Origin of the sequence: Nocardia sichangensis (genome assembly GCF_047200615.1) — a bacterium.
GTDB lineage: Bacteria > Actinomycetota > Actinomycetes > Mycobacteriales > Mycobacteriaceae > Nocardia > Nocardia sichangensis.
Genome location: NZ_JBJZOK010000005.1, coordinates 189,484 through 212,773, shown reverse-complemented (window position 1 = coordinate 212,773; position 23,290 = coordinate 189,484). Strand labels below are relative to the sequence as shown.

Below are 23,290 nucleotides of genomic sequence, written 5' to 3'. Positions count from 1 at the left end.
CGACGATGATTCTTGACCCCAGTGGTCGCGGACCGACCGCGAGACAGCTCACCCTCGCCGGGTTGGCGGTGCTGACGACGGTCGCGGTCCTGCTGTACCTGCTCGCGCTGCGCTACACCGGCTACTTCGAGGACAAGGTCCCGGTGACCGTGGAGCTCACCAGCACCGGCGACGGCTTGCCCGGGCGGGCGGACGTCAAATTCCGCGGCATGGTCGTCGGCCGGGTGGCCGCGGTGGACGTGGTGGCCCGCGGCGCCCGGCAGCAGGCGCGCGTGGATCTGAAACCGGGTGTCGCCTCGACCATTCCGGTGAACGTGACGGCCAGGGTGATCCCGAACAACCTGTTCGGCGTCACGGCGATCGAATTCGTCGACAACGGCCCTGAACCGGAAACGCTGCGCGCAGGCGCCACCATCGCGGAGGACACCAGCAGCGAGACGGTGGCGTTGCAGACGACGTTGAATGTGCTGCGGAACGTGCTCGAGAACATCCAACCGGAGAAATTGGGCCGGGTGCTGGCCACTCTCGCGGCCGCGCTGGATCCCGCGGCGCGTGCGCCCGGCTCGACGGTGGAGCGCCTGGACAACTGGCTGACCGAAATTCGGGCGACGCCCGGCATCGACGCGCTGCTCGGTGACCTCGGGCGGGCATCGATCGCGTTGAGCCAGTCGGCTCCCGAACTGGTCGGGGTGCTGTCGGAGTCGGTGACCACCGCCCGCACGCTGGCCGAACGACGGTCGAAGCTCATCGACTTGCTGGCCACCGGTAACGCGACGGTCGACTCGGTCAACGCACTGTTCGCCCGCAACCCCGACGCGGGCAAGTTCCTCGTGTCCGGTCTGGACGATCTGTTCGGCGGGTTGGCCAAGGATCCCGAGGCCATCCCGTACACGGCCGCGAATCTGAACGTGGCCCTGCGACGGCTGGCGACCACGTTCCACTTCGGTCCGTCCAAACAGATGGTGTGGCAGATGGATGTCTCGTTCACGCCGTTCCAGCAGTACACGGCGAAGGACTGCCCGCACTACGGCGACCAGTACGGTCCCCGCTGCGGAGGCGCCACGGTGCCCGAGGTGGCGCCGGAGCAGAACTACCCGCCGCAGCTGATGCCGAAGTGGCTCGACGCGGCGGGGCCCGCACCCGTGCCGGTCGCGCCCGCGCCGCTGGGCGCAATGGGGCTGGTGCTGCCGGGCCTGCCCGCGATTCCCGGTCTCCCGTTCATCCCGGGTCTGCCGTCCGTCCCCGGCCTTTCGCCGAGCGCCGTGGCACCCGGCGAGCCCGGCCCGCGGAGTCCGGGCCCCGAGGCGCGGCCCATCGCGCTGCGCGGTTCCGACGCCGTGGCGGCGATCGTGGGAGCGCGGCCGACCGTGGCCCAGTACCTGCTGCTGACTCCGGTGCTGGCGGGCGGATCGGTCACCGTGACCGCCGCCGACGAGGGAGGGGCGCGCCGATGAGATCAGGCAAGGCGCTGGCGGGATTCAGCTTGTTCGCGGTGCTGGCGATCGCGCTCACCGTCACCATCTGGTCCACGTTGCAGCGATCGGTCACCGGGGATACCCAGCGCTACTCGGCGGTCTTCTCCGACGTGCTCGGCCTGCGCGTCGGGGACGACGTACGCATGGCAGGCGTGCGGGTCGGTCGCGTGGACAAGATCGACTTCACCGACGGCTACCGCGCCGAGGTGGAGTTCCGGATCGATGCGCGCCAGCATCTCACCACCACGACGAAGGCACTGGTGCGCTACCAGAATCTGATCGGTCAGCGCTATATCGCCCTGGCGCCGGGCAAGGAAGCCGGCGCCGTCGTCGCGGCGGGCGCGCGGATTCCGCTGGAGCGAACCGAACCGTCGTTCGACGTGTCCGCGTTGTTGTCCGGCTTCGAGCCGTTGTTCAGCGTGCTGCAACCCGATCAGGTCAATTCCCTGTCCGAGACGTTGATCCAGGCCCTGCAAGGCAACCAGGTGTCGCTCAGCAGCCTGATCACCCAAGCCGCGGATCTGGCGGGCACTTTCGGGCAGCGGGACAAGATCCTGGGGGAGGTCCTGAGCAACCTGAGCTCCGTGATCGGCGGCCTGGCCAATCGCAGCGGCGAGCTGGAGACGCTGCTCACCCAGGCCAGGGCGCTGGTCGAGGCGCTCTACTCGCAAGGCGAGAGTCTGAAGCAGTCGGTGGACCGCGTCGCGCACACGACCGACTCGCTGACCCAGCTGATCATGCAGGTCAAGCCAGGTTTGTCGAAGGCGCAGAACGATGCCACCACAGGTGTGGCGTTGCTGCTGCTCAACGGCGCTTCCTTGGACCGGGCTGCGGTCGAACTGCCCGCCGTACTCAACGGCGTCGCGCGCTTCACCAGCAACGGCGCCTACGGCAACGCGTATTTGTGCAGCCTCGACGTGTCGTTGTGGGGCGTGCTGTTGCCTCCTGGACTGTTCTCCCAGGTGGGCGGCAACTCGCATTCGGAGGTGTGCCGATGAGCAAGCGCATTCCGTGGCCGGGATTCCTGCGGAACCGGTATCTGCGACTCGGCCTGGTCGCCGCCGCGACGGTGGCCGCTCTGTTGATCGGCTCCAGTGTCCTGACCCAGGCCCGGTTGGGCGACAAGACGATTCACGCCGAATTCGCCCAGGCCGCGGGTTTGCGTCCGGGCGCGACGGTGGACGTGTCGGGGATCGAAGTGGGTGCGGTGCGCGCGGTCCGGCTCGAAGGCACCAAGGTCGTGGTCGATCTCAAAGTGCGTCGCGATCTCCGTCTCGGCCCCGACGCGCGTGCGGCGATCAAGATGTCGACGATTCTGGGCCGCCTGCACGTGGACCTGGTGCCAGGAGACGGAAAGGGCCTGCCGGGCAATCGCATCCGCATCGAGAACACGTCGGTGCCGTACAACCTGAGCAAGGTCATCCAGGACCCGAAGTACAAGAACTCCTTCGAACGCATCGAACGCCTCGATCCGCAGAAGCTACGCCAGGCGCTCGACCTGGTCGACCAGCAGATGGGGGATTCCCCGCAGCTGGCGGTCCAGGCGCTCGACAGCATCGGCGCGCTCGCCAAGGTCGTGACCGATCGCCGCGACGAAGTGGACTCGCTGCTGAAGAGCATGGACCAGGTGTCCCAGCTGGTCTCGGACAACCAGAACAGCGTGCTGTTGCTGCTGACCCGCGGCGAGGCGATCGGCAACGCCGTTCAGCAGCGACAGGAGCTGTTGAAACAGTTGCTCGACAACGTCGCGGCCCTGTCGAGATTGCTCCAGGAGATGGGTCTGGAGAACAACGGCCAGCTCGGGCCGCTGATCCACAACCTGAACACCATGTCCGAGGGATTGGTCAAGAACCGCGACAATCTGGACCGGCTCTACGAGAACATGCCGATCGCTCTGCGGCAGTTCAACAACGCCGTCGGCAACGGTCCGTACGGCGACGTCTGGGCGCCGTGGTTCTTCCCGGACAACTGGCTGTGCTTCGCTCGAGCCGTACAGGGGTGCAATTGATGAGAACACGACGATTCGCGCAGCTCGGCGTGCTGATCGTGGCCGCGCTGGTCACCGCGAGTTGCGCGCTCGTACCGGACAGCCTGACCGCGCTGCCGCGGCAGTACCTCGGCGAGCGCATCCGCATCAGCGCCGATTTCGAGAACGTCGCCGGGCTGTACGCGGGCAACGAGGTCGCGGTGCTGGGCGTTCCGGTCGGCCGGGTCGACACCGTGGAGGCCAAGGGCAGCTACGTCCAGGTCACCATGAGCCTGGAACAGGGAACCAAAGTCCCGGCCGATGCCATCGCCGCCTTGGTGTCGCCGCAGCTGATCACCAATCGGCATGTCGAACTCGCCCCCGCGTACAGCGGGGACGGGCCGCTGCTCACCGACGGGACGCACATCCCGCTGGCCAGGACGCGCACACCGGTCGAACTCGACCGCATCCTGCAGAATTTCGACCAGCTCGGCGCCGCGCTCAAAGGCGACGACCGGAACGGTCCGATGGCCAGCCGTGTCCTGTTCCCGCTCTTGGACGGCAACGGCGACAGACTGCGCGCGACCCTGGACGCGCTGTCCTCGGCGTTCGAGGTGACCTTCGCCAACAAGGACCAGATCTCGAACACGATCATCAAACTCAACGAGATCACGCAGATCATCGCCCAGAACGACCAGACGGTACGTGATTTCAGCGGCCGCCTCACCGAACTGGTGCAGCTGATGGGCGACCAGGCGCCCGGTCTGCAGGCGGTGCTGCGGCAGTTGGACCAGTTCGTCGCCAACACCGCCACGCTGGTCGGCGAGAACTCCGATCAGCTCGCCGGTGCGCTGGAGCGATTCACGACCATCACCGAACAGATGCGGGCCAACGCCCGCGGCCTCACCGAGATCGTCGACGTCGGGCCGTTGCTGTTCGAGAACTTGTCCAACGCGGTCAGCCGGGAGCACCAAGCGCTGCGCCTGCACGCGCTGACCGACAAAGTCCTGCTCGACAACGAGGTCGTGTCCCAGTTCTGCGAACGCGTCCAGATGCGCCTGGATGGCTGCCGCACCGGGAAAATCCAGGACTTCGGGCCCGACTTCGGCCTCACCGCGGCACTACTGGGGATTTCGAAATGACCGGAACGAACCCGCTTCGACGCACCGCGGTGGCGGCGGCGTTGGTCGCGGTCATGGGCACCGCGACCGGCTGCGGCGTGACGGTGGCGAATCTGCCGATGCCCAAACCGGGTATCGGAGCCCCCGGCTACACCATTCGCGCGGCCTTCCGTGACGCGCTCAATCTGCCCGATCACGCGCACGTGAAGATCGGTGGCACCGATATCGGCGTCGTCACCGCGATCAGCACGACCAACTTCATCGCGGAGGTGGAAATGCTGATCAGGGAGGACATCCAGCTGCCACGCGGTACCACCGCGGAGTTGCGTCAGGCGACGCCGCTCGGCGACATCTTCGTCGCGATGACGTTGCCCGCGGCCACATCCGGCGGCGAGAATCTGCGCGCCGGTGACGTCATCGGAACCGAGCACACGTCGGCCGCCGCGTCCGTCGAGCAGCTGATGATGTCGGTCTCGATGTTGATCAACGGCGGCGGCATCAACCAGGCCGCGAAGATCACCTCCGAGATGGATTCGATGTTCGCGGGCCGCGCGCCACAACTCGCGCACCTGCTCAGCGAACTGACCGGTGCCATCGCCGCGCTGAATCAGCGCACCGGCGACATCGACAGCGTCCTGACCGGCCTCAACGTGCTCACCGGTGAATTGGCCAGGCGGAAGGCCGAGTTGGGCGACGCCGCGGATACCTTCCCCGGGCTGCTGGCTCTGCTCGCGGAGAACAACCAGTCCATCGTGGACCTGCTCGACAAAGTCTCGACCACGATGACCGCGCTCGGCGATTTCACCGAGACGACCGGCCCGCAGGCGGTCAGCTTGTTCGACAGCATCCAGCGGTTGATGGCGGGTTTCACCCAGATGGGCGACGACCTGGACGGAACGTTGAACGGCCTGCACACCATCTATCCCTCGCTGATGGCGAGCCTCGACGGGCCCGCCCTGGCCGTCGCCGCGACGGTGTCCTACCTCAGCGTCGGGGCCTTGACCGATCCCAGCGGCAGCAGGCTGCCCGAGATCGGCGACGTGCCCGCGTTCATCGGCAGCTTGGCGCAGGTGATCGAGAAGGTGATCGGCCGGGTCACCAGCCCGCCACAGCAATCTCAGCAGCCCCAGCAAGGAGGAGAGCGATGAATCCCCCCTTGTGGCGATGGCTGGTCCGCCGCCGTGTCGCGGTGGCGAACTTCGGATTGATCGTGGTGCTGATCCTCGGCGCAGCCTATCTCGGCGCCGAAGTCCTGCGGTTCGATCCGCTACGCGACGACTACACGGTGACTGTGGAGTTGCAGTCGTCCGGTGGCTTGTCGGCGGGCAACGACGTCACCTTCCGCGGCACCAGGGTCGGCAAGGTCCGCGAGGTGAAAGTCGCGGGCAGCGGCGTCGCGGCCGTGGCCGAGATCGACTCCGCTGCCGAGATTCCCGTGGGCGGCACGGTCGCCGTCGGCCGGTTGTCGGCGGCGGGCGAGCAGTACCTGGACTTCCGCCCGGATTCCGACACCGGCCCCTACCTCACCGACGGCGCGCTGGTGGAACGCTCCCAGACGACCGTGCCGGTGAGCGTGCAGTCGGTGCTGACCGATCTCAGCGGCTTCATCGGGGGATTGAACCCGGACCGGTTGAACGTGATCGTCGACGAACTCGACAAGGCGCTGGCCGGAGGCCCCGACCAGTTGCGCAACATGGTGTCGGGCATCAGTCGCGCCATGGCCGGGCTGACCGACCTGCTGCCGCAGACACGTCAGCTGATCGAAAACCTCGAAGTGATCGCGGAGACGACCTCGCATGCGCAACCGGACCTCGCGACACTCACGCGCACGGGCGGCGTGCTGTTCGAGCAGCTGACCGCGGCGGATCTGGAAGTACGTCACCTCCTGGACGAAGGGCCCGCCCAGCTCAGCACGCTCGGCGGCTTCGTGTCCCGCACCCAGGATCCCATCACGAACCTGGTGACGAACTTCGTCGCGATCACCAAGGCGGCCAAGCTGCGCGCCCCGGCGATCGCGGCACTGTTCCCCGCGTTGCGGGTCGGCTCGGAGGCGCTGGGCATACCCGCCCACGACAACGCCTTCTACACCCTGGTCGACATCTGGCCGCGCCCCACATGCGAATACGACACCATCCCGGTGGTGCCCACGGACAAGATGACCGACACCCGAGTCCGGCTCTACAACTACTGCGTCACCAACGATCCCGCCCTGCAGGTGCGTGGTTCGGCGAACGCGCCGCGTCCCGGCATTCCGGACAACGGGGCCGCCCGGCCGCCCGGTGTCCATGGCGACGAACTGTCCCGCCCGGTCCCCGGCAACTAGGAGATTTCCGATGCAGAATGAAGACGTCGATCCGCCCGCCGAAACCGGCTCGCGCGCAACGCAAGCGGATGAGAAGGACGCCGAGTCCGTGCGCACCGGCTCCGCGGGCACGACTGCGCCGGACGCGAATCCCGCCGGAACCGGCACAGCGAAATCCGGTGATCGGTGGCGCCGGCTGCGCGGTCTGCCGATCCGCCGTCCCGGTCCGATCGCCCTGCGTTCGGCGGCCGCGATCCTCGTGGGTGTGTCGGTGGCGTCGGCCGGTTACTGGTACGTCCAGGATCACAACAGCAAGAATCTGCTGGCGGCACAGGAAGACGCACGCGCCGCGGCCTGCAGGTACGCGCCCGTCCTGGCGAACTACGACTCGAAGAATCTCGACGCCTACTTCGCCGCCGTCAGCGACGGCGCCACCGGCGACTGGAAGAAACAATTCGAGTCCACCAGCACGGAGCTGCGTACGGTGCTCGGCGAAGGCCAGGTCACTTCGGCCACGCGCGACGTGCAGTGCGCGATTCGCGCCGGTGACGAACACTCCGCCGAAGCGATCGTGGTCATCGGCCAGACCATCACCAGTCTCGGCACCAAGGGCAAGCCCGCGCCGGGGCAATTGTCGATGGTGATGCGCTTGGAGAAGGTCGGGGACAGGTGGCTGGTGAACAAGGTCAACTCGCCGTTGACATTACCCGCGCAACCGTGACGCCGGTGCCGTGAAAAGCGCGAGAACAGAATCCGCCGAGCCCAGCTCGGAACGGGTGGTGCGCAGGCGCCCGCGCAACCGGCGGGCGCAGATCGCGGCCACGTCCGCCGCCGCGTTCGGGGCCCTCGGCTATCACGGCGTCAGCATGGAGGAGATCGCGGCCAAGGTCGGGATCAGCTCCGCGGCGCTGTATCGCCACTACCCCAGCAAGTATTCGCTGTTCCGCGAAGAGTTGCTCCGCTTGGGCCAGATCACCGTCGACGCGGTGACACTTCCCGCCGAGGCCGAGGCCGAGGCCGAGGCCGAGAGCTGGAGCGCCGAGGCTCGATTGCGATACGTCATCGATGCCTTGATCGCCCAGGCCGTCACCAATCGCCCGACCGTGACTCTGGCGCGCTGGGAAGGCCGCTATCTGGATGACGAAGACGGCAAGACCCTCACCGATCAATTCGCGACCTCGATCACCGCGCTTCGCCGGCTGATCGCTGCGGTGCGCCCAGGGTTGAGCAAGCGAGACGAATTCGTCCGTGCGGTGGCGATACTCAGCATCGTCAGCAGCATCGGTGATCACCACGCCGCCCTGCCGACGAAATCCCTCGCGGTCCTGCTGGCCTCCGCCTGTTGGACGGCGGTGCACGCGGTGTTGCCGACTTTCGCCGAATCCCCCGTCGCGCAGCCGTCGACGGACCCGCCGACCCCTTTCAAACATCAGTTGTTGCTGGCGAAAGCCGTGGAACTGTTCCATGAGCGCGGATATCCGAATGTCAGCGTCGAGGACATCGCCGCCGCGGCGGACCTGGCCGCCGCGTCCGCGGTCTACCGCTACTACCGCAGCAAAAGCGACCTGTTGACCGCCGCTTTCCGTCGCGCCGCCGACCAGGTGGCGGACGCCATCGGTCCCGTCATCGCGTCTTCGGCCACTCCCTCCGCGGCGCTGACAGAATTGATCGAACTCTACGTCGCGGGCTCCTTCGCCGAGCGGGAACTGACATTCGTCTACTACACGGAGTTCTCGCACGTCCCGGCCGAAGACCGAGTCGTGTTGCGCAACATTCAGCGTCTGTCGGTGGCCGAGTGGGGCAAGCTGCTGGTCGCCGTGCGCTCCGATCTCTCCGCAGCGCAAGCGCGAATTCTCGTGCACGCCGCGTTCGGTCTGGTCGTCGACCTCGGCAGGGCCCTCGGCGACGGCGGGCACGGCTGTCCGCAGGATGCCGTGGCGCGCTTGATGCGGGTCATCTTGTTCGATACGGCGACACGACCGCCCGGCGTGCGGAAATGAGCGACCTGGCACGGCCATTCCGACGGCCTGGCGATCGGTGCGAGACTCAGAACATAGGACCACATATGATTCTATGCGCCCAGTAAATATCGCCTTGGTTACTAGTTTTATTGCGTCAGTAACTCGGAGTCGAGTAGAATCATCAGTAACATAAGCACGGGTGACCGGTCCAGGTCATCGAACGCAGGAGAGTCCGATGCCCGCCGATGTTCTCGTGGAGGAGCGACCGAAGTGGGAACGCGCCGGAGTCGGGCGTACCCCGGCTTCGGAGTCCGCGGGGTGGCGCGACACGGTCGGGTCCGGACCGTCGACCGTCAGTCGGGTGCTGGGAGCGGAGTTGACCGTGTTCGAGTTCCTCGTCGTGCTCTCCGCCGCCGGGCTGGTGTTCGGCGGTGTCCGGCTGACGTCGGCGCGACTGGTTCGCCTGGTCGCGCGACGTATGAACGCAGATGGAAGGACATCCCGATGACCGCAGTCGCTCATCAACCCGATCGCGAACACAGTGCGTCGCTGACGAAGGATCGCACCCGCATCGGTATCAGCGTCACGCATCGGCCGTACACCAAGCGGCCGATCAAACTCACCGACGCTCTGGACTTCTGGTCCTTCGCCGGCGCCGCGGCCAACGTCGTCATGCAGATGGCCCGGCCGGGCGTCGGCTACGGCGTGGCCGAAAGCAAGGTGGAGTCCGGCTCGCTGATGAAGCACCCGTGGAAACGGGCGCGTACGACCACGCAATATCTCGCGGTCGCCATCCTCGGTACCGACGAAGAGCGCGCGGCATATCGCGAAGCGGTGAATGTGGCGCACCGGCAGGTGCATTCGGCCCCGGGCGCCGCCGTGAAGTACAACGCCTTCGACCGCAACCTCCAACTGTGGGTCGCCGCCTGCCTTTACATCGGTTTCGAGGATACCTACCAGCTGTTACACGGTAGAATGAACGACGAGCAGGCCGAAGCGTTCTACACCTCGTCCTCCACTCTGGGCACCACCTTGCAGGTCACGGAGGACATGTGGCCCGCCACCCGCGCGGAATTCGACGAATATTGGAACACCGCGTGCGAGCAAGTCGTGCTGGACGACTACGTCCGAGGCTACCTCGAGAGCCTGCTGAATCTTCGCATGATCCACTGGTACCTGCGGCTGCCTTTCCGGAACCTGCTCCGGTTCCTCACCATCGGATTCCTGGCCCCGATTTTCCGGGAACAGCTCCGGGTCGAGTGGACCGACGCCGACCAGCGGAGGTTCGAGAACCTGTTCGTATTCGTTTCCTTTGTCAACCGCTTCATTCCGCGCTTCGTGCGGCACGGCGGATCGCACGCGCTGATGGTCGATCTGCGTCGGCGAATCCGCAAGCAGAAGAACCTCATATGAGTCCGAACAAGTTGCTCGTTGAACCATTCCGCCCCCGCGGAACCCGGGTTTGGTGATTTCGCGTACAGCCCGGTACATTCGTCTTGTCAAACTACCGAGCGATCGGTGGATAGGCGCGAATACCCCCGAGCGAGCCCCGAACCGATGTATATCGGTTCGGGGCTCGGTTGGTTTGTCCGCGCTTTCCCGTCAATCCGGCCGTAGTGCGGCCCCGCGGTCGGCGGCAAGAAAATCGCTGAGCAGCGACACCAGTTCCGTCGGTGCGTGCAGCGGGATGATGTGCCCGCAACCCGGAATCTCATGGTGGATCAGCACATCGGTGATGGGAGCCAATTGCCGGGCCAGCGCGTCACCCACCGGGTGTGCGCCGACGGCCATGGTCGGCACCGTGAGCCGTGCGGTGGCCGCCGCGTCGTGTATCTGCCGGGCGCTGGCCGGCATCGCACGGTAGTAGGAGAACGCGCATCGCAACGCCTCCGGGTTGCCGTAGGCCTCGACGAAGGCGTCCCGAATCGGCCCGGGGACACCGTGGCCCAAAGTGCCCGCGTCCAGAAACCAGTCGATATACGCCGCCTCGTTTCCGGCGACGACCTTCTCCGCGAGGCCCGGCACCGCATGGAACCCGAACCACCAGGGCGGCCCGGCGGACAGGAAATCCTCGGCGCCGGGCAGCGTGCCCAGCAGCGATTCCATCAGCACCAGTCGCCGCACCCGGTGCTGGTGCCGCATGGCCAGCAGAAAGGCGGGTGGCGTGCCCGCGTCGATTCCGACCACCGCCGCGGTCGGCTCGCCGACCGCGTCCAGCAGTCCTGCGGCGTCGACGGCCAGATTCCCCGCGTCGTAGCCGTCGGCCGCGCGCGTGCTCGCCCCGAGGCCGCGCAGGTCCGGTGCGATCACTCGGTGCCCTCGCGCGAGCGGCCCGATCACCTCGGACCACAGCTGCCAGGTGTGCGGGAACCCGTGCAACAACAGGACCGCGGGCCCACGTCCGGCGATCGCGACGTTCACCTCGATGCCATTGGTCGCGATGCGGCGCAACGAGATCTCGGAAGACAAGGTGGTCATCACCTACTCCTGGTCACTATTGGTTATCAGGTGACCGTAGGTAAGCTGAGCGGCGCTGCCAAGACCGCACCTTCGAATCAGGTGGTGAGCCCGAGGTGACTACCGATCCCCTGCGTAAGCACGTCGAAGCCGCCGGTGACCTGTTCGATCCCGCCTGTCCGACCCGGCGGCTGCTCGACCGCATCGGCACGAAATGGGTCTCCATGGTGGTGAAACTGCTCGCCGAGGCCGCGCCCGGCGAGATTCGCTTCGCCGAACTCCAGCGCCGCATGCCCGGTGTCTCGCAGAAGATGCTCTCCGTGACACTCCGGAATCTGACCGGGGACGGCCTGGTCGCACGGCGCGTGGAACCCACCGTGCCGCCGCGCGTGTACTACCGGCTCACCGAACTCGGTCTGTCGCTGGAAGTTCCGCTGGCGGCGCTACGCGCGTGGGCCGAAGCGCACATGGCCGAGATCGACCACGGCCGTCCGGACAACCACTGACACGACGGGGGAGCCGAGACCCCGACGACATCGGGTCAAGGGCAGCCCTGCACACGACGTTCGTCCGCGGTGAGCAGCACGTGGTCGAAGCGCGTGCGGGTCTGCACATCCGCACCGCCGAAATCGATCAGCGCGGCCACGAGTTCCTCGGCCAGAACACGCAGTTTCGTATTCGTCTCTTGTGATCGCCAGGTGAGCACACGGAATGCCTGATCGGCCGAAATCCCGTACACCAGCATCAAGGCGCCCTTCGCCTGCTCGATCACTTCGCGGGCGGCGACCATCTCCGGCAGCGTGGCGTCGATGATCTCCTGGCGCTCCTCGTCGACGGTGTCGGTGACATCGATGTAGTACCCCGCCGTGCCGACCACCGCACCGGTGGCGTCACGCATCTGATCGCCGACGACCAGCACGTGGTGCGTCACTCCCACGGTATCGACGATGCGGTGGCGGCCGCTGAACGGCAGCCCGGTCCGCACCGCCGTCGCCAAAGTGTCGGCGACCTCCGCTCGGTCGTCCGGATGCTTGTGCGCCAGGACCAGTTCCGTCGTCGGTGTCACCTCACCCGGTGCGTACCCGTGCAGGGCCGCGACCTCCTCCGACCATTCCCAGCGTTGATCGGCGAACCAGAATTGGAAACTTCCCGTTCTTTTGGAGACGGGGACCGTGGGCACGGCCCCCGATGGCGCATTGTCGTTCACTGGTCCGGCATTCCCCGCCGCGTAATGGGTATGCGTGTGTACCGCGCAGGCGTGAACCGCCTCACGACGCCGCGACGCATCCGCGGGCGGCCGGGCTCACAGCTGTGGAAGCGCCTGCGCGACCATCGTGCCCTGGTGCGGGAAGACCGACCATGCGCGTCGTGGCTCCGGCAGCAGGCACACTGTGCGAGGCATTCGCGAATGTCACAGTGGCGTGGTCTGCTCCGTCTGCTCGGAGAGAACGCGGGGCGTGAGCGGCGAAGCAAGGAGCGGGAAGTGGACCATCTGCCGTCGCCGCTCCGGCTGGCCTGTATCGTGCCGGTCGCGGTGGCCGCGATGGTGTGGGTGATCATGCCGCTGCTGTCCCGGTGGTTCGCAGGGTGGTTGTCCCGCTGAGGATGTCGGTACCCATCGTCCGAATGTGATCGGCGCGCTTGTCGCTGCGGAATTATGCTGGGGCCGTGCGGATCGGACTGCGGCGTCGGGTGTACCTGGGCGCCGAGTACGCGACACTGTTCTTCGGCGGAGCGACCGTCTACAACGCGGTGTCGCGCGGCAAGTCGCCGATTCCCGCACTGCTCGCGCTGGCCGCGGGCGCGGCGGTCTATCTGCGGCGTTCCTCCGATTTCGATCGCGCCGCGTTCTGGCGCAGCGAGGCACTGCGCGCCCAGGCGCGGTCGATGGCGGCGGGCGCGGCAGCGAGCGCGGTGGCGCTCACCGCGGCGGTCGCGGTGGTGCGGCGGGAGGATCTGTTCGATCTGCCCCGGCGGAATCCCCGGATATGGCTCGCGGTGACGGTGCTGTATCCCGTGCTGAGCGTGTACCCGCAGGAATTGATCTTCCGATCGTTCCTGTTCCACCGGTACGCGCCCGTCTTCGGGGAAGGCGCGAGGTTGGTGATCGCGAGCGCGGCCGCGTTCGGCTTCGTGCACATCGTCTTCGGCAGCTGGTTCTCGGTCGCCGCCAGCGGCGTCGGTGGCTGGATCTTCGCCTCGCGGTACTCGCGGACCCGGTCGCTGTTCACCGCGTCGGTGGAGCACTCGGTGTACGGAATCCTCGTGTTCACGGTCGGTCTGGGCAGGCACTTCTATCACGGCGCCGTGCAGGCGGTCCCCACCCGGATGATCGCGGCGACGCCGGCGTGACACGGCGCGAGCTTCGGCGTCGATGACGCGGGTATCCGCCGCCCTGTGGTGGATACTCTGCGACGGGCGGTGAGCACGCCTCTGCTGTACTTCTTCATTCTCGGTGACATCCTGGGCGCGGGCGTCTACGTGCTGGTCGGCAACATCGCGCGGGAGTCCGGTGGTGCGATCTGGTTACCGCTTCTGGTGGCCCTCGGTATGTCCTGCCTCACTGCCGGTTCCTATGCCGAGTTGGCGACGAAGTATCCCAAGGCGGGCGGCTCGGCCCACTACGCTCGCCGTGCGCTCGGGCCGGCCGCGGGATCGCTCGTCGGCTTCTGCATGCTCGCGGCCGGTGTGGTGTCGGTGGCCGCGCTGAGCAGGGCGTTCGCCGCGGACTACCTCCGCGCCTTGGTCACATTGCCGACCGCGCTGGTCGTGGTGGTGTTCATCGGCGCGTTGGCGCTGCTCAACATCTATGGCATCAAGGAGTCGCTCGGCGCCAACGTGGCCGCGACCGTGGTCGAACTCGGCGGGCTCGTCGTGGTCATCGGGCTCGGCGCGTGGGTGATCGTTCGGGGAGACGCCGAACCGGCCCGGCTCGCCGACGTGGGGACCGAACAGCACGGCGTCGTCGGCGCGACCCTGGCGGGCGCGGTGCTGGCCTTCTACTCTTTCGTCGGGTTCGAGACCTCGGTGAATCTGGCGGAGGAAGTCGCCGAGCCGCGCAGGTCCTATCCGCGCGCGCTGTTCGGGGCGCTGCTTACCGCCGGTGGCGTGTACCTGCTGATCGGCTTCGTGGCCGGCGCGGCGGTGCCCACCGATCGGCTGGCGAATTCGAGCGGTCCGCTGCTGGAGGTGGTGCGCCTGGCCGGTGGCGTCCCGGACGAGTTGTTCGCCGTGGTCGCCCTGGTGGCCGTCGCGAACGGGGCGCTGCTGACCGGCATCATGTCCTCGCGGCTGGCCTACGGCATGGCTCGCGAGGAGCTGCTTCCGCGCGCGCTGGGCCGGATTCTGCCGGGCCGCCGGACGCCGTGGGTGGCGATCGCCGTGACCGCGGCGGCGTCGTTGTCGCTCGCGCTGACCGGCGAGGTGGCCTCCCTCGCCGAGACATTGGTGTTGTTGCTGCTGGTCGTTTTCGCGGCGGTCAATGCGTCGGTGCTGATCCTGCGGCGGGAGCCCGACGTGGCCGAGCATTTTCGCGTGCCCCGCGTCGTGCCTTGGCTGGGACTGGCTTCCTGTCTGTTCCTGTTCACCCGGATCGACGGGGTCGTGTGGTTGCGGGGCTGCATTCTGATCGGAATCGGATTGCTGTTCGCCGCCGTGAACGCGGTTCGCGCGCATCGGTCCCAGCCGGACGGCCATAACGCTTTCTCGGCCGGGCGCGGCGCATGACGATTCGCTCTCCATTGCGCGGCGACACGGACAGGTCGTTGCACCTGGATGCGCCCGGTGGTACTTCTTCACGGCGCCACAGCGCCGATCGCAGTACGGAGATCGGATCGGTACCCCCTGAACTCGCCCCTGTCCCGGAGGTTCCACGCGATGACTTATCCAGTGCACGGCGGCTCCTCGCTCCGCAGCAGACTCCGCGGCTACACCCCGCGGCGGTACAACCGGCTCCCGGCGGCGCATCGCGTTCTCGCCGTCCCGAATCGTCCCAGCGAATGGCATCCGGGGATGCTGTGGTGGGATGCGAGCACAGTGCGCGTGACGTACCCACGGCCGGAGGCCACGGGGCGTTGGAACACCGTGCCGCACCTCGTGTTACCGGTCGACCACGGGCGTCTGGCCTTCTGTATCTCGTCGCATTCCAGCGAGGCTCGGCATCTGGCCCGCGAACCTCGGGTCATCGTGCAGGCCGCGGACTGGCGAGGTGCGCCGGCTCTCGGGTCGCGGCAGCATCAGGGCACGGCCGAATTGCTTCGTACCGGGCCACTGTTCCACCAGGTGCGGACCGGTATGCAGACCAAATACGGACGATGGCTCGGTCTGGCGCGTCTGGGCCACAGACTGGCCATGGGCGCGGCGCCCTACGGCGACATCGTGGTCGTCGTCACCGTGAGCGAGAACTCGCTGCTCGGTACGTGACCTCACCCCTCGGGAGTTCCGCGGTACGGCGGTGACATCGCGCGAAGCCGATCCGAGAGCGGTTCGCTCGAACTGGACACGTGCACAGAGCGCTGTCCATACGATGGGGTCGTCGTGTCGCGGAAAGCGTGACGCACCGAGACCGGCGGAGGTCGGCGTGAAGGTTCATGTGCAGGTCACCGGAGCGCCACCGCACGTCGCGGCCGACGCGCGAGCGCTGGCCGAGACCGGGGCCGACGGCCTGTTCACCTTCGAGGGCCCGCACGACGTGTTCTTTCCCCTCGTCGTCGCAGCCGGAGTGACATCCCTGGAACTGATGACGAACGTGGCGATCGCCGGGCCGCGTAGCCCGATGCATCTGGCCCACGCTGCCTACGATCTGCGGCTCTACAGCGAGGGACGGTTCCGGCTCGGGTTGGGCTCGCAGATCCGCGCCCATATCGAGAAGCGTTACGGCAGCAGTTGGGGCGCGCCCGCGGAGCGCACCGCGGAGAGCGTGGCGGCGGTGAAAGCGATCCTCGCCGCGTGGGAAAGGCAGGGCCCGTTGAACTTTCGCGGCAAGTACTACACGCACACGCTGATGCCGCCCACCTTCGATCCCGGGCCGAACCCGTTCGGTCCGCCTCCGGTGCTGATGGGCGCGCTCGGACCGGTGATGACGCGCAAGGCCGCGGAGGTCGCCGACGGACTGCTGGTGATGCCGTTCAACAGCGGTCGCCATTTCACCGAGCGCACACTGCCCGCCGTCGCCGAGGGCCTGCGCCGGGCCGGGCGGACCGCGGACGGATTCCCGGTGATCGCTCAGGTCATGGTCGCGCTCGGGCGCACCGAGGAAGCTCTGACCGCCGCGATGGGCGGCGTGGGCTCGCTGATCGCGTTCTACGGGTCCACGCCCGCGTATCGTCCGGTCCTCGAAGTCGAGGGATGGGCGGCGCTGCATCCCAAACTCAACGCGCTGTCCAAGACGGGCGATTTCGCCGAGATGCGGGCGGCGGTCACCGACGAAATGGTGCGCACGATCGGGGTGGCAGGCACACCGGAAGAGTGCGCGGCGCAGATCAGCGCCCGCTTCGGCGCCGGGATCGAAGAGGTGTGCTGCTACTTCCCCGGTTACACACCGGATGCGGCGGACGTCGCAGACTTGGTGCAAGCATTGCACCGGAGCGGTGAGGTGCGCCCGTCGCTCGACGCGGCCCAGGGCCGACAGCGAAGTTAGCAACCGCGGACCACCGGGTCATCCGTTCGGCGCACGATGCGCGAAAGAGTGGTGACCCGGGCGAAGGTGGCTTTGACTGCACGAATGCCTGTTCCACCCCATGCTCGCGGCTATGACGACTTCGGCGGCTCCGTCGGCCGCACCACGGCAGATTCGACACCGGAGTGGAGCTATCCGCCCACCGCTCCCGAGGGGGCTCCGAACATCGTCGTGGTGCTGATCGACGACATGGGGTACAGCGACATCGGCCCGTTCGGCTCCGAGATCGAGACGCCGACGCTGGACCGCCTGGCCGCCGACGGTCTCCGGCTGACCAACTACCACACCACTCCGCTGTGCTCGCCGTCGCGCGCGTCGCTGCTGACCGGCATCAACGCCCACCGCGCCGGCTTCGGCTTCGTCGCCAACGCCGATCCCGGATATCCGGGGCTGCGCCTGGAACTGGCGGACGACGTGCTGACACTGCCGGAGATCCTGCGCGGCAACGGTTACGCCACCTATGCCGTCGGCAAATGGCACCTGGTGCGCGACGCCACGATGAACCCGGCCGCGCACCGGGATTCCTGGCCGACCCAGCGCGGCTTCGACCGCTACTACGGCTCGCTCGAGGGCCTCAACTCCTTCTACTACCCGAACCAGCTGGTGTCGGACTCCTCGGTCGTCGACATCGAGGAGTACCCGGAGGGGTACTACCTCACCGACGATCTGACCGACAAGGCCATCGCCTACATCAAGGATCTGCGCGCGCACGACGCCACCAAGCCGTTCTTCTTGTACTTCGCGCACGTCGCCATGCACGGTCCGTTGCAGGCCAAGCCCGCGGACCTGGCCAAATACCGCGGCCGCTACGCGAAGGGGTGGGACGATCTGCGCAGGAGCCGGTTCGCCGCCCAACTCGCCCAGGGCCTCTTTCCCGCGGGCACGCAGCAGAAGCCCCGCAACACCGAGCCGGGTTACGAAGCGGCGGAGTGGGATTCGCTGACTCCCGCACAGCAGCGGCGATTCGCGCGGTACATGGAGGTGTACGCGGGCATGGTCGACAGCATCGACCAGAGCCTGGGGCGCCTCGTCGACACGCTCGAACAACTCGGCGAGCTCGACAACACCATCGTGGTGTTCACCTCGGACAACGGCGGCACCGCCGAGGGCGGGCCGGAAGGCACCCGCAGCTACTTCGCGGAGTTCGCCCACATCACCGATCCGGACTGGATCGGCGACGTCCCGCACGACGAGGAGCTGATCGGCACCGCGAAGCTGGGTGTCCACTATCCGCGCGGGTGGGGCCAGGCGTCCAATACGCCGTTCCGCTTCTACAAGGGCCAGACCTTCGCGGGCGGCGTACGCGTGCCGTTCGTGATCTCCTGGCCCAAGGGGCTGCCGCGCGGCACGGGCGACAACGGCATCCGGCACGAGTACACCTACGTCACCGATCTCGCGCCGACCTTGCTGGAACTGGCCGGATTGCGGCGGCCGGGCGTACGCAACGGGCTGCCCGCCAAGGAGTTCGACGGCGTCTCGGCCGTGCGGACGCTGCGTGACCCCCATGCGGTGTCCGAGCACACCGAGCAGTACTCGGAGATGGTCGGCAATCGCGGCTTCTATCGCGACGGATGGAAACTGCTGTCGCTGTACGAGCCCGGGACCGATATCGATGAGCCGAGATGGCAGCTGTTCGACGTTCGCGCCGATCCGACGGAGCTGCACGATCTTTCCGAGCGGTTCCCGGAGAAGGTCGCGGAACTGGCCGCCGCATGGGACGAATCCGCCTGGGCGAATACCGTGTTCCCCTTGCTCACGCGCCAGGATCTGGCACGGCGGCGGCCGGAGGAGGATCGATTCTCCGCGCCGGTCCGGCTGCTGCCGGGCACCCCGACCCTGGAGCGGTATCGCTCGCAGCGACTGATCGCCTATCGGGACTTCGTCATCGAGGCGGAACTCGCCGGGTACGCGTCCGGCGACGAAGGGGTTCTCGTCGCGCACGGCGACCCGCTGGGCGGCTATGTGCTCTACCTCGAGAACGGCCGGGTGACGTTCGGTGTCAACAGCTACGGCCGCTACGACAGCGTCACCACGCGCACCCTCGCGGAAGGAACGCGGCACATCACCGTGCGCGCCACGGTGCGGCCCCGGCTGCGGTGGGATTTCGTCATCGAGCTCGATGGCGTCCAGGTCGCGCGGCTGGTGGATCGAGTCCAGCTGGTCGGTATGTCACCGTGGACCGGGATTTCCGTCGGCGTCGACGCTCGCGGTCCGGTGGCGTGGGAACTGCGCGAACGCCGCGGCACTTTCCGCTACACCGGCGCGCTGCGAGCTGTCACCTACACGCCCGGTCCGATCCAGGTGCCGCGCCGGACCATCGAGGCGGTGGAGCGCGAGGCGGAGTTCGTCGCCGAATGAACCTTTGTGACCGGGCGTTGGTGCACCGGTTCGATCAACTGGCAGCGGCGAGCATGTGCTCGGGGAAGGTGGGTGCATTTGGAGGGGATCGAGCGCACCCACCCTCGCGCCTCGGCGACAGCTGAGCAGCGGGCACAGCCGACGCGGGCAGCGTCGGGACTGACCGACGGAAACGAATGCGAAAACCCCCGGAAACCCCGACCCGTCACCGACCTTAACGCCGTCGGCCCGACAATGACAGAGAAACGCTTGCCTGAAACGGTTTTCAGGCGACTTCAGGCTGTCTTAAGCCAACGCTTGCGAAGGTGATCGTCGTCTTCGAGATGACGATTCCCGCAGGAGGTTTTCCTATGAAAGTCGCTATTCGCCGCGTACTTCCCGGTCGGCGCGGGCTGCTCGCGGCCGCCGTCGACGCGAACAGCAGGGCCGTGCTGGGCACGGTGCGGCAGGACTGACGGACATGGTTGTGCGCAAGATCGCCACGATATCGACGCTCGCTGTCGCGATTGCCTGCGTTCCGGCCGGAAACGTAGGCGCCGCACCACCGGAAGCCGGTGGGCAAGCCGTGAACTACACCGCGACCGCTTCCGCCGAGAGCGTGGTCGTCCGGATCGACTCCGGCTCGCTGCAGGCCGAGAACGGAGTGTTCGCGATCGCGGCGAACGACGGCACCGTGCTCGCGGGCACGCCGCTGCAATTCCGGGTCGACGACTTCGTTTTCCCGATCGCGGCCGACATCGGCGGCCGGACCGCCACGCTCACACCGTTGTTCGACCTCGAGCACGCGGCGTACCGCCCGGTCGCCCTGCCGTTCGAGGACTCGGCGCGTTGGCGCACGCCGTATGAGCGGGAGGTCGCGGCATTCACCCGGCTGAAGGACACCATCGCGACGGGCGCCGCGATCGGCACCGTCGCCGGTGGCCTCGGTGGCGGCCTGGTCGGCTGCGTGCTCGGCGGCATCGCGGGAGCGACCGTCGCGGCCGCGACGATCGTCGGCATGTTCGGCCCGTTCATCCCGGCCGCCGCCGTCGGCTGTCTGGGCGGAATCCTGGCCGTGGGGGCTCTGGGCACACTCGCCGGTCAGCTTTTCGTCACCGCGCCGATCGCCGTCGCCGCTCTGGTGCAGTACTTCACCACCGTCAACCAGCCCTTCGTCCCGTCGGCCCCGTAACTCTCCGGCTGGATCACCGAACACGTGCCGCGCCGGGTCGTCCTGCCGGGTCCCGGCGCCTCGAACTGTTTCGCCCGTCCAGGACAGGGCAGCTATGTGATGTGAGCATGCGATTGCGTCGTAGCCGACCGTACGACGGCGGACTCCGACGCGTCCGGCGTGGACGCGGGTTCGGCTATCGCACCGTGCACGGCGAACCGGTGCGGGACGACGCGACACTGGAGCGCGTCCGCGGGTTGGCGATTCCGCCGGCCTGGCGAAAGGTGTGGATCTGCGCGCAGGAGAACGGTCACATCCAAGCCGTCGGCGTCGATGCCGCGGGCCGCCGCCAGTACCTGTACCACGAGCAGTGGCGCAAGGAGCGAGACGAGGAGAAGTTCGACCGGGTCCTGGCCTTGGCGGGCCGCCTGCCGGAGGTCCGCGCGCAGGTCCGGGAGGATCTGGCCCTGCGCGGCTCGGCCCGGCGGCGGGTGGAAGCGGTGGCCATCGATCTGGTGGATCGCGGAGTGTTCCGGGTCGGGGGCGAGGAGTACGCCGAGGAGCACGGCACCCGGGGAGTCGCGACATTGCTGCGCGAGCAGGTCCGGGTGTCGGGGGAGCAGATGCTCTTCGACTATCGCGCCAAGGGCGGTATCCGGCGACGAGTGAGCGTCCGAGACCCATTGCTGGCCAAAGCCGTTCGATCACTGCAGCGCGGCAGGACGGAATCCGATCGGCTCTTGGTGTACCGGGACGGCGACCGCTACGGCGAACTGCGCGCCGACGACATCAACGCGCGCTTCCAAGAACTCGCCGCCTGCGAGTGCAGCGTCAAAGACCTGCGCACCTGGCAGGCGACCGTCCTGGCCGCGGCCGCGCTCGGTTCGATGGAACGGCCGTCGAACCTCCGTGCGCGCAAGCGTGCGGTCCGGGAGGTCATGGACGAGGTCGCAGCCGCACTCGGCAATACCCCGGCCGTCGCCCAGGCGTCCTATGTCGATCCACGGGTGGTGACCGCCTTCGAGAACGGTACGACTGTCGCCGCGGCGCTGCGGCGCGCGAAGCGGGCCGGATCCGCCGACGCGGAGCGGGCGGTCATCGACAGCGCCGTCATCCGCATGCTGCGCCGGACACGGTGATACCGAGGTACCGGGAATGTGGCCGCCACCCGGTCTCGCTCATCGCTCGTCGAGTGAGGGCAGGACGGTCTCGCGCATGATCAACAGGACGGCCGCGGCGACAGGGATGGCCAGCAACGCCCCGATGATCCCGAGCAACGCGCCACCGAGCAGCACCGCCACCACGGTCACGAGCGCGGGTACGTGCACCGCGCGGCCGATGATGCGTGGCACCAGAACGTAGTCCTCGAACAGGCGCAACGCGATGAAGAACGCGACGGTCGCCACCGCGACCGGCAGGGAGACGGTCAGCGCGACCAGCGCGACGATCACCCCGGCAAGCGTAGAACCGACGATCGGGATCAGGTCGAGCACAGCTACCAGCACCGCCAGCAGCAGTGGGTACGGCACGTCGAAGATGAGCAGCCAGATGCCGGTCAGGACGGCGGTGATCAGCGAGATGACCAGGTTGCCCAGGATGTAGCCGCCGACCTTGGCGAAGATCTCGTCGCCGATCAGAATGGCGCGGGAGCGGCGCGAGTGGGGGAAGAGCCGGTAGACCGAAGCGCGCACGCGAGTGAAGTTCGCCATGAAGTAGGCGGTCAGCACCGCGATGATGACCGTGCTGCTGAGAATCGAGAACACCGCGCGCCCGGCGTCCAGCACCCCGGTGGTCAAGCCGGAGGAGTCCGATTCGAGTGTTCGCCGCAGCCGGTCTTGCAGGTGGAATCGCTGGTCGAGGCTACCGATGTAGGGATAGCGGTCGGCCAGATGAGTGACGTAATCGGGCGCGTTGTGCGCGAGCGCCTCACCCTGCGTGACCAGCGGTGGTATCGCCGCGGCGAGGAATCCGGCGAACAGGCCGAGCCCGACCAGGTAGACGGTCGTCACCGCGGCCCAGCGCGGGAACCGGGGCCGTACCAGCCGGGACACCAACGGCTCCATCCCGACAGCCAGGAACAACGCCACCACGATCAGGATCAGCGTCTGGCCCGCCGCGAGCACGGTGCGAATGGCGGCGTAGGTCACCGCGACACCGGCGGCTCCGGTCATCCCGATCATGAACGGCGAGCGCCGATCGAAGGGACGCCCGGGTCGGCCCAGGGGGAACTCCGCACTGCGCGCACGGGCGGCTTCGGCCTCGGCGGCGACGATCGGACCGGATTCGTCGGTGCCGTGGGGTTGTGCGATGTCGCCGCTGTGTCCGCTGTCCGCGGCATCGGGGGCGGGATGTTCTTCGTCGGGAGTGTCTCTTTCGGACATACCTTCCGTCCGATCCGTGGGTGTGCTGGCCCGGTATGGCAGTGCGCGATTTACCCGCTGTACGGCCGCCCAAACACGGCGTCCGGAGCGGTGATGGCCGGTCTACGCGCCGAGGGTGTCGCACCGGCGCGGAATCGCACCGCGGCGACGGCACGCCCGCACGTCATCGGGGGTCCGCGGCCCGATGGAATCGACACCGTCGGGTCGTTCGATCGGCACCAGCTGATCCCGCGCGTTCCCAGCCGTCGGCGAACACCGTGCACATCCGAAGCGGCACCCGAAAAGCGGCCTAAGCCACCGCTATAGCGCGGCCTGTCACCGCATCGAGCTGCCGGAATACAAGCTGCACAGTCGGTTTCCGCATTCTCGCGTGCCCTCATCCGCCCGAATCAGCAACGTCGCAGCCATCGGCAGCCGATACTGGTGAACAGCCCGTGCACAC

General features: G+C 67.5%; 22 protein-coding genes. 19 read left to right on the top strand and 3 right to left on the bottom strand.

What is annotated here, in order from left to right; all coding sequences use genetic code 11:
* Window positions 1-5: 5 nt before the first annotated feature.
* The 10 genes from ACL03I_RS09465 to ACL03I_RS09420 all read left to right on the top strand — a co-directional run bounded on the left by ACL03I_RS09465 (window position 6) and on the right by ACL03I_RS09420 (window position 10,238).
* Window positions 6-1,454: an MlaD family protein gene (locus ACL03I_RS09465; RefSeq protein ID WP_412805682.1), complete on the top strand. Its 1,449-nt coding sequence runs from the start codon at window positions 6-8 to the stop codon at window positions 1,452-1,454.
* Window positions 1,451-2,473, top strand: coding sequence for an MlaD family protein (locus ACL03I_RS09460; RefSeq protein ID WP_355077439.1), 1,023 nt, complete (start codon window positions 1,451-1,453; stop codon window positions 2,471-2,473). The genes ACL03I_RS09465 and ACL03I_RS09460 overlap by 4 nt, the downstream gene beginning before the upstream one ends.
* Window positions 2,470-3,483, top strand: a complete 1,014-nt coding sequence (locus tag ACL03I_RS09455; RefSeq protein ID WP_412805681.1) for an MCE family protein — start codon at window positions 2,470-2,472, stop codon at window positions 3,481-3,483. The genes ACL03I_RS09460 and ACL03I_RS09455 overlap by 4 nt, the downstream gene beginning before the upstream one ends.
* On the top strand, window positions 3,483-4,583 hold the full coding sequence (locus tag ACL03I_RS09450; RefSeq protein WP_355077443.1) for an MCE family protein: 1,101 nt from the start codon (window positions 3,483-3,485) through the stop codon (window positions 4,581-4,583). The genes ACL03I_RS09455 and ACL03I_RS09450 overlap by 1 nt, the downstream gene beginning before the upstream one ends.
* Entirely contained in the window at window positions 4,580-5,710 is a 1,131-nt protein-coding gene (locus ACL03I_RS09445) for an MCE family protein (protein WP_412805680.1), read from the top strand. Before ACL03I_RS09450 ends, ACL03I_RS09445 begins: the two co-directional genes overlap by 4 nt.
* On the top strand, window positions 5,707-6,885 hold the full coding sequence (locus ACL03I_RS09440; RefSeq protein ID WP_397077253.1) for an MCE family protein: 1,179 nt from the start codon (window positions 5,707-5,709) through the stop codon (window positions 6,883-6,885). Before ACL03I_RS09445 ends, ACL03I_RS09440 begins: the two co-directional genes overlap by 4 nt.
* Window positions 6,886-6,895: 10 nt before the next feature.
* Complete coding sequence (locus tag ACL03I_RS09435; RefSeq protein WP_412805679.1) at window positions 6,896-7,585, top strand: hypothetical protein; 690 nt, start codon at window positions 6,896-6,898, stop codon at window positions 7,583-7,585.
* A gap of 10 nt (window positions 7,586-7,595) precedes the next feature.
* Window positions 7,596-8,864, top strand: coding sequence for a TetR/AcrR family transcriptional regulator (locus tag ACL03I_RS09430; protein WP_412805678.1), 1,269 nt, complete (start codon window positions 7,596-7,598; stop codon window positions 8,862-8,864).
* A gap of 196 nt (window positions 8,865-9,060) precedes the next feature.
* On the top strand, window positions 9,061-9,333 hold the full coding sequence (locus tag ACL03I_RS09425) for a hypothetical protein (protein ID WP_356961984.1): 273 nt from the start codon (window positions 9,061-9,063) through the stop codon (window positions 9,331-9,333).
* The gene (locus ACL03I_RS09420) at window positions 9,330-10,238 is read left to right on the top strand and encodes an oxygenase MpaB family protein (protein ID WP_364428447.1); all 909 of its coding nucleotides are present in this window, start codon (window positions 9,330-9,332) and stop codon (window positions 10,236-10,238) included. The genes ACL03I_RS09425 and ACL03I_RS09420 overlap by 4 nt, the downstream gene beginning before the upstream one ends.
* Window positions 10,239-10,427: 189 nt before the next feature.
* Here the strand turns inward: ACL03I_RS09420 and ACL03I_RS09415 are convergent, their stop codons facing one another.
* Window positions 10,428-11,303, bottom strand: a complete 876-nt coding sequence (locus ACL03I_RS09415; protein ID WP_412805677.1) for an alpha/beta fold hydrolase — start codon at window positions 11,301-11,303, stop codon at window positions 10,428-10,430.
* A 95-nt stretch (window positions 11,304-11,398) separates the two neighbouring features.
* Between ACL03I_RS09415 and ACL03I_RS09410 the strand changes: the two genes are divergently transcribed.
* A complete protein-coding gene (locus ACL03I_RS09410; protein WP_356961988.1) occupies window positions 11,399-11,788 on the top strand; it encodes a winged helix-turn-helix transcriptional regulator in 390 nt (129 codons plus the stop codon).
* A gap of 35 nt (window positions 11,789-11,823) precedes the next feature.
* Here the strand turns inward: ACL03I_RS09410 and ACL03I_RS09405 are convergent, their stop codons facing one another.
* Window positions 11,824-12,462 (bottom strand): PAS and ANTAR domain-containing protein, encoded by a 639-nt coding sequence (locus ACL03I_RS09405; protein ID WP_412805676.1) that lies wholly within the window; start codon window positions 12,460-12,462, stop codon window positions 11,824-11,826.
* A 228-nt stretch (window positions 12,463-12,690) separates the two neighbouring features.
* Here ACL03I_RS09405 and ACL03I_RS09400 point away from each other — a divergent pair, with 228 nt between their 5' ends.
* The 8 genes from ACL03I_RS09400 to ACL03I_RS09365 all read left to right on the top strand — a co-directional run bounded on the left by ACL03I_RS09400 (window position 12,691) and on the right by ACL03I_RS09365 (window position 21,606).
* Window positions 12,691-12,885, top strand: coding sequence for a hypothetical protein (locus ACL03I_RS09400; protein ID WP_412805675.1), 195 nt, complete (start codon window positions 12,691-12,693; stop codon window positions 12,883-12,885).
* Between the two features lie 65 nt (window positions 12,886-12,950).
* A complete protein-coding gene (locus ACL03I_RS09395; RefSeq protein ID WP_412805674.1) occupies window positions 12,951-13,634 on the top strand; it encodes a CPBP family intramembrane glutamic endopeptidase in 684 nt (227 codons plus the stop codon).
* Between the two features lie 69 nt (window positions 13,635-13,703).
* Complete coding sequence (locus tag ACL03I_RS09390; RefSeq protein WP_412805673.1) at window positions 13,704-15,008, top strand: APC family permease; 1,305 nt, start codon at window positions 13,704-13,706, stop codon at window positions 15,006-15,008.
* A 150-nt stretch (window positions 15,009-15,158) separates the two neighbouring features.
* The gene (locus ACL03I_RS09385) at window positions 15,159-15,704 is read left to right on the top strand and encodes a hypothetical protein (protein ID WP_355077465.1); all 546 of its coding nucleotides are present in this window, start codon (window positions 15,159-15,161) and stop codon (window positions 15,702-15,704) included.
* 157 nt (window positions 15,705-15,861) lie between these two features.
* Entirely contained in the window at window positions 15,862-16,920 is a 1,059-nt protein-coding gene (locus ACL03I_RS09380; protein WP_412805672.1) for a TIGR03617 family F420-dependent LLM class oxidoreductase, read from the top strand.
* An 84-nt stretch (window positions 16,921-17,004) separates the two neighbouring features.
* Complete coding sequence (locus ACL03I_RS09375; RefSeq protein WP_412805671.1) at window positions 17,005-19,317, top strand: arylsulfatase; 2,313 nt, start codon at window positions 17,005-17,007, stop codon at window positions 19,315-19,317.
* A gap of 460 nt (window positions 19,318-19,777) precedes the next feature.
* Complete coding sequence (locus ACL03I_RS09370; protein ID WP_355077470.1) at window positions 19,778-20,488, top strand: hypothetical protein; 711 nt, start codon at window positions 19,778-19,780, stop codon at window positions 20,486-20,488.
* A gap of 107 nt (window positions 20,489-20,595) precedes the next feature.
* Complete coding sequence (locus ACL03I_RS09365; RefSeq protein WP_355077472.1) at window positions 20,596-21,606, top strand: DNA topoisomerase IB; 1,011 nt, start codon at window positions 20,596-20,598, stop codon at window positions 21,604-21,606.
* Between the two features lie 39 nt (window positions 21,607-21,645).
* Here the strand turns inward: ACL03I_RS09365 and ACL03I_RS09360 are convergent, their stop codons facing one another.
* Window positions 21,646-22,848: an AI-2E family transporter gene (locus ACL03I_RS09360; RefSeq protein WP_355077474.1), complete on the bottom strand. Its 1,203-nt coding sequence runs from the start codon at window positions 22,846-22,848 to the stop codon at window positions 21,646-21,648.
* Window positions 22,849-23,290 lie beyond the last annotated feature (442 nt).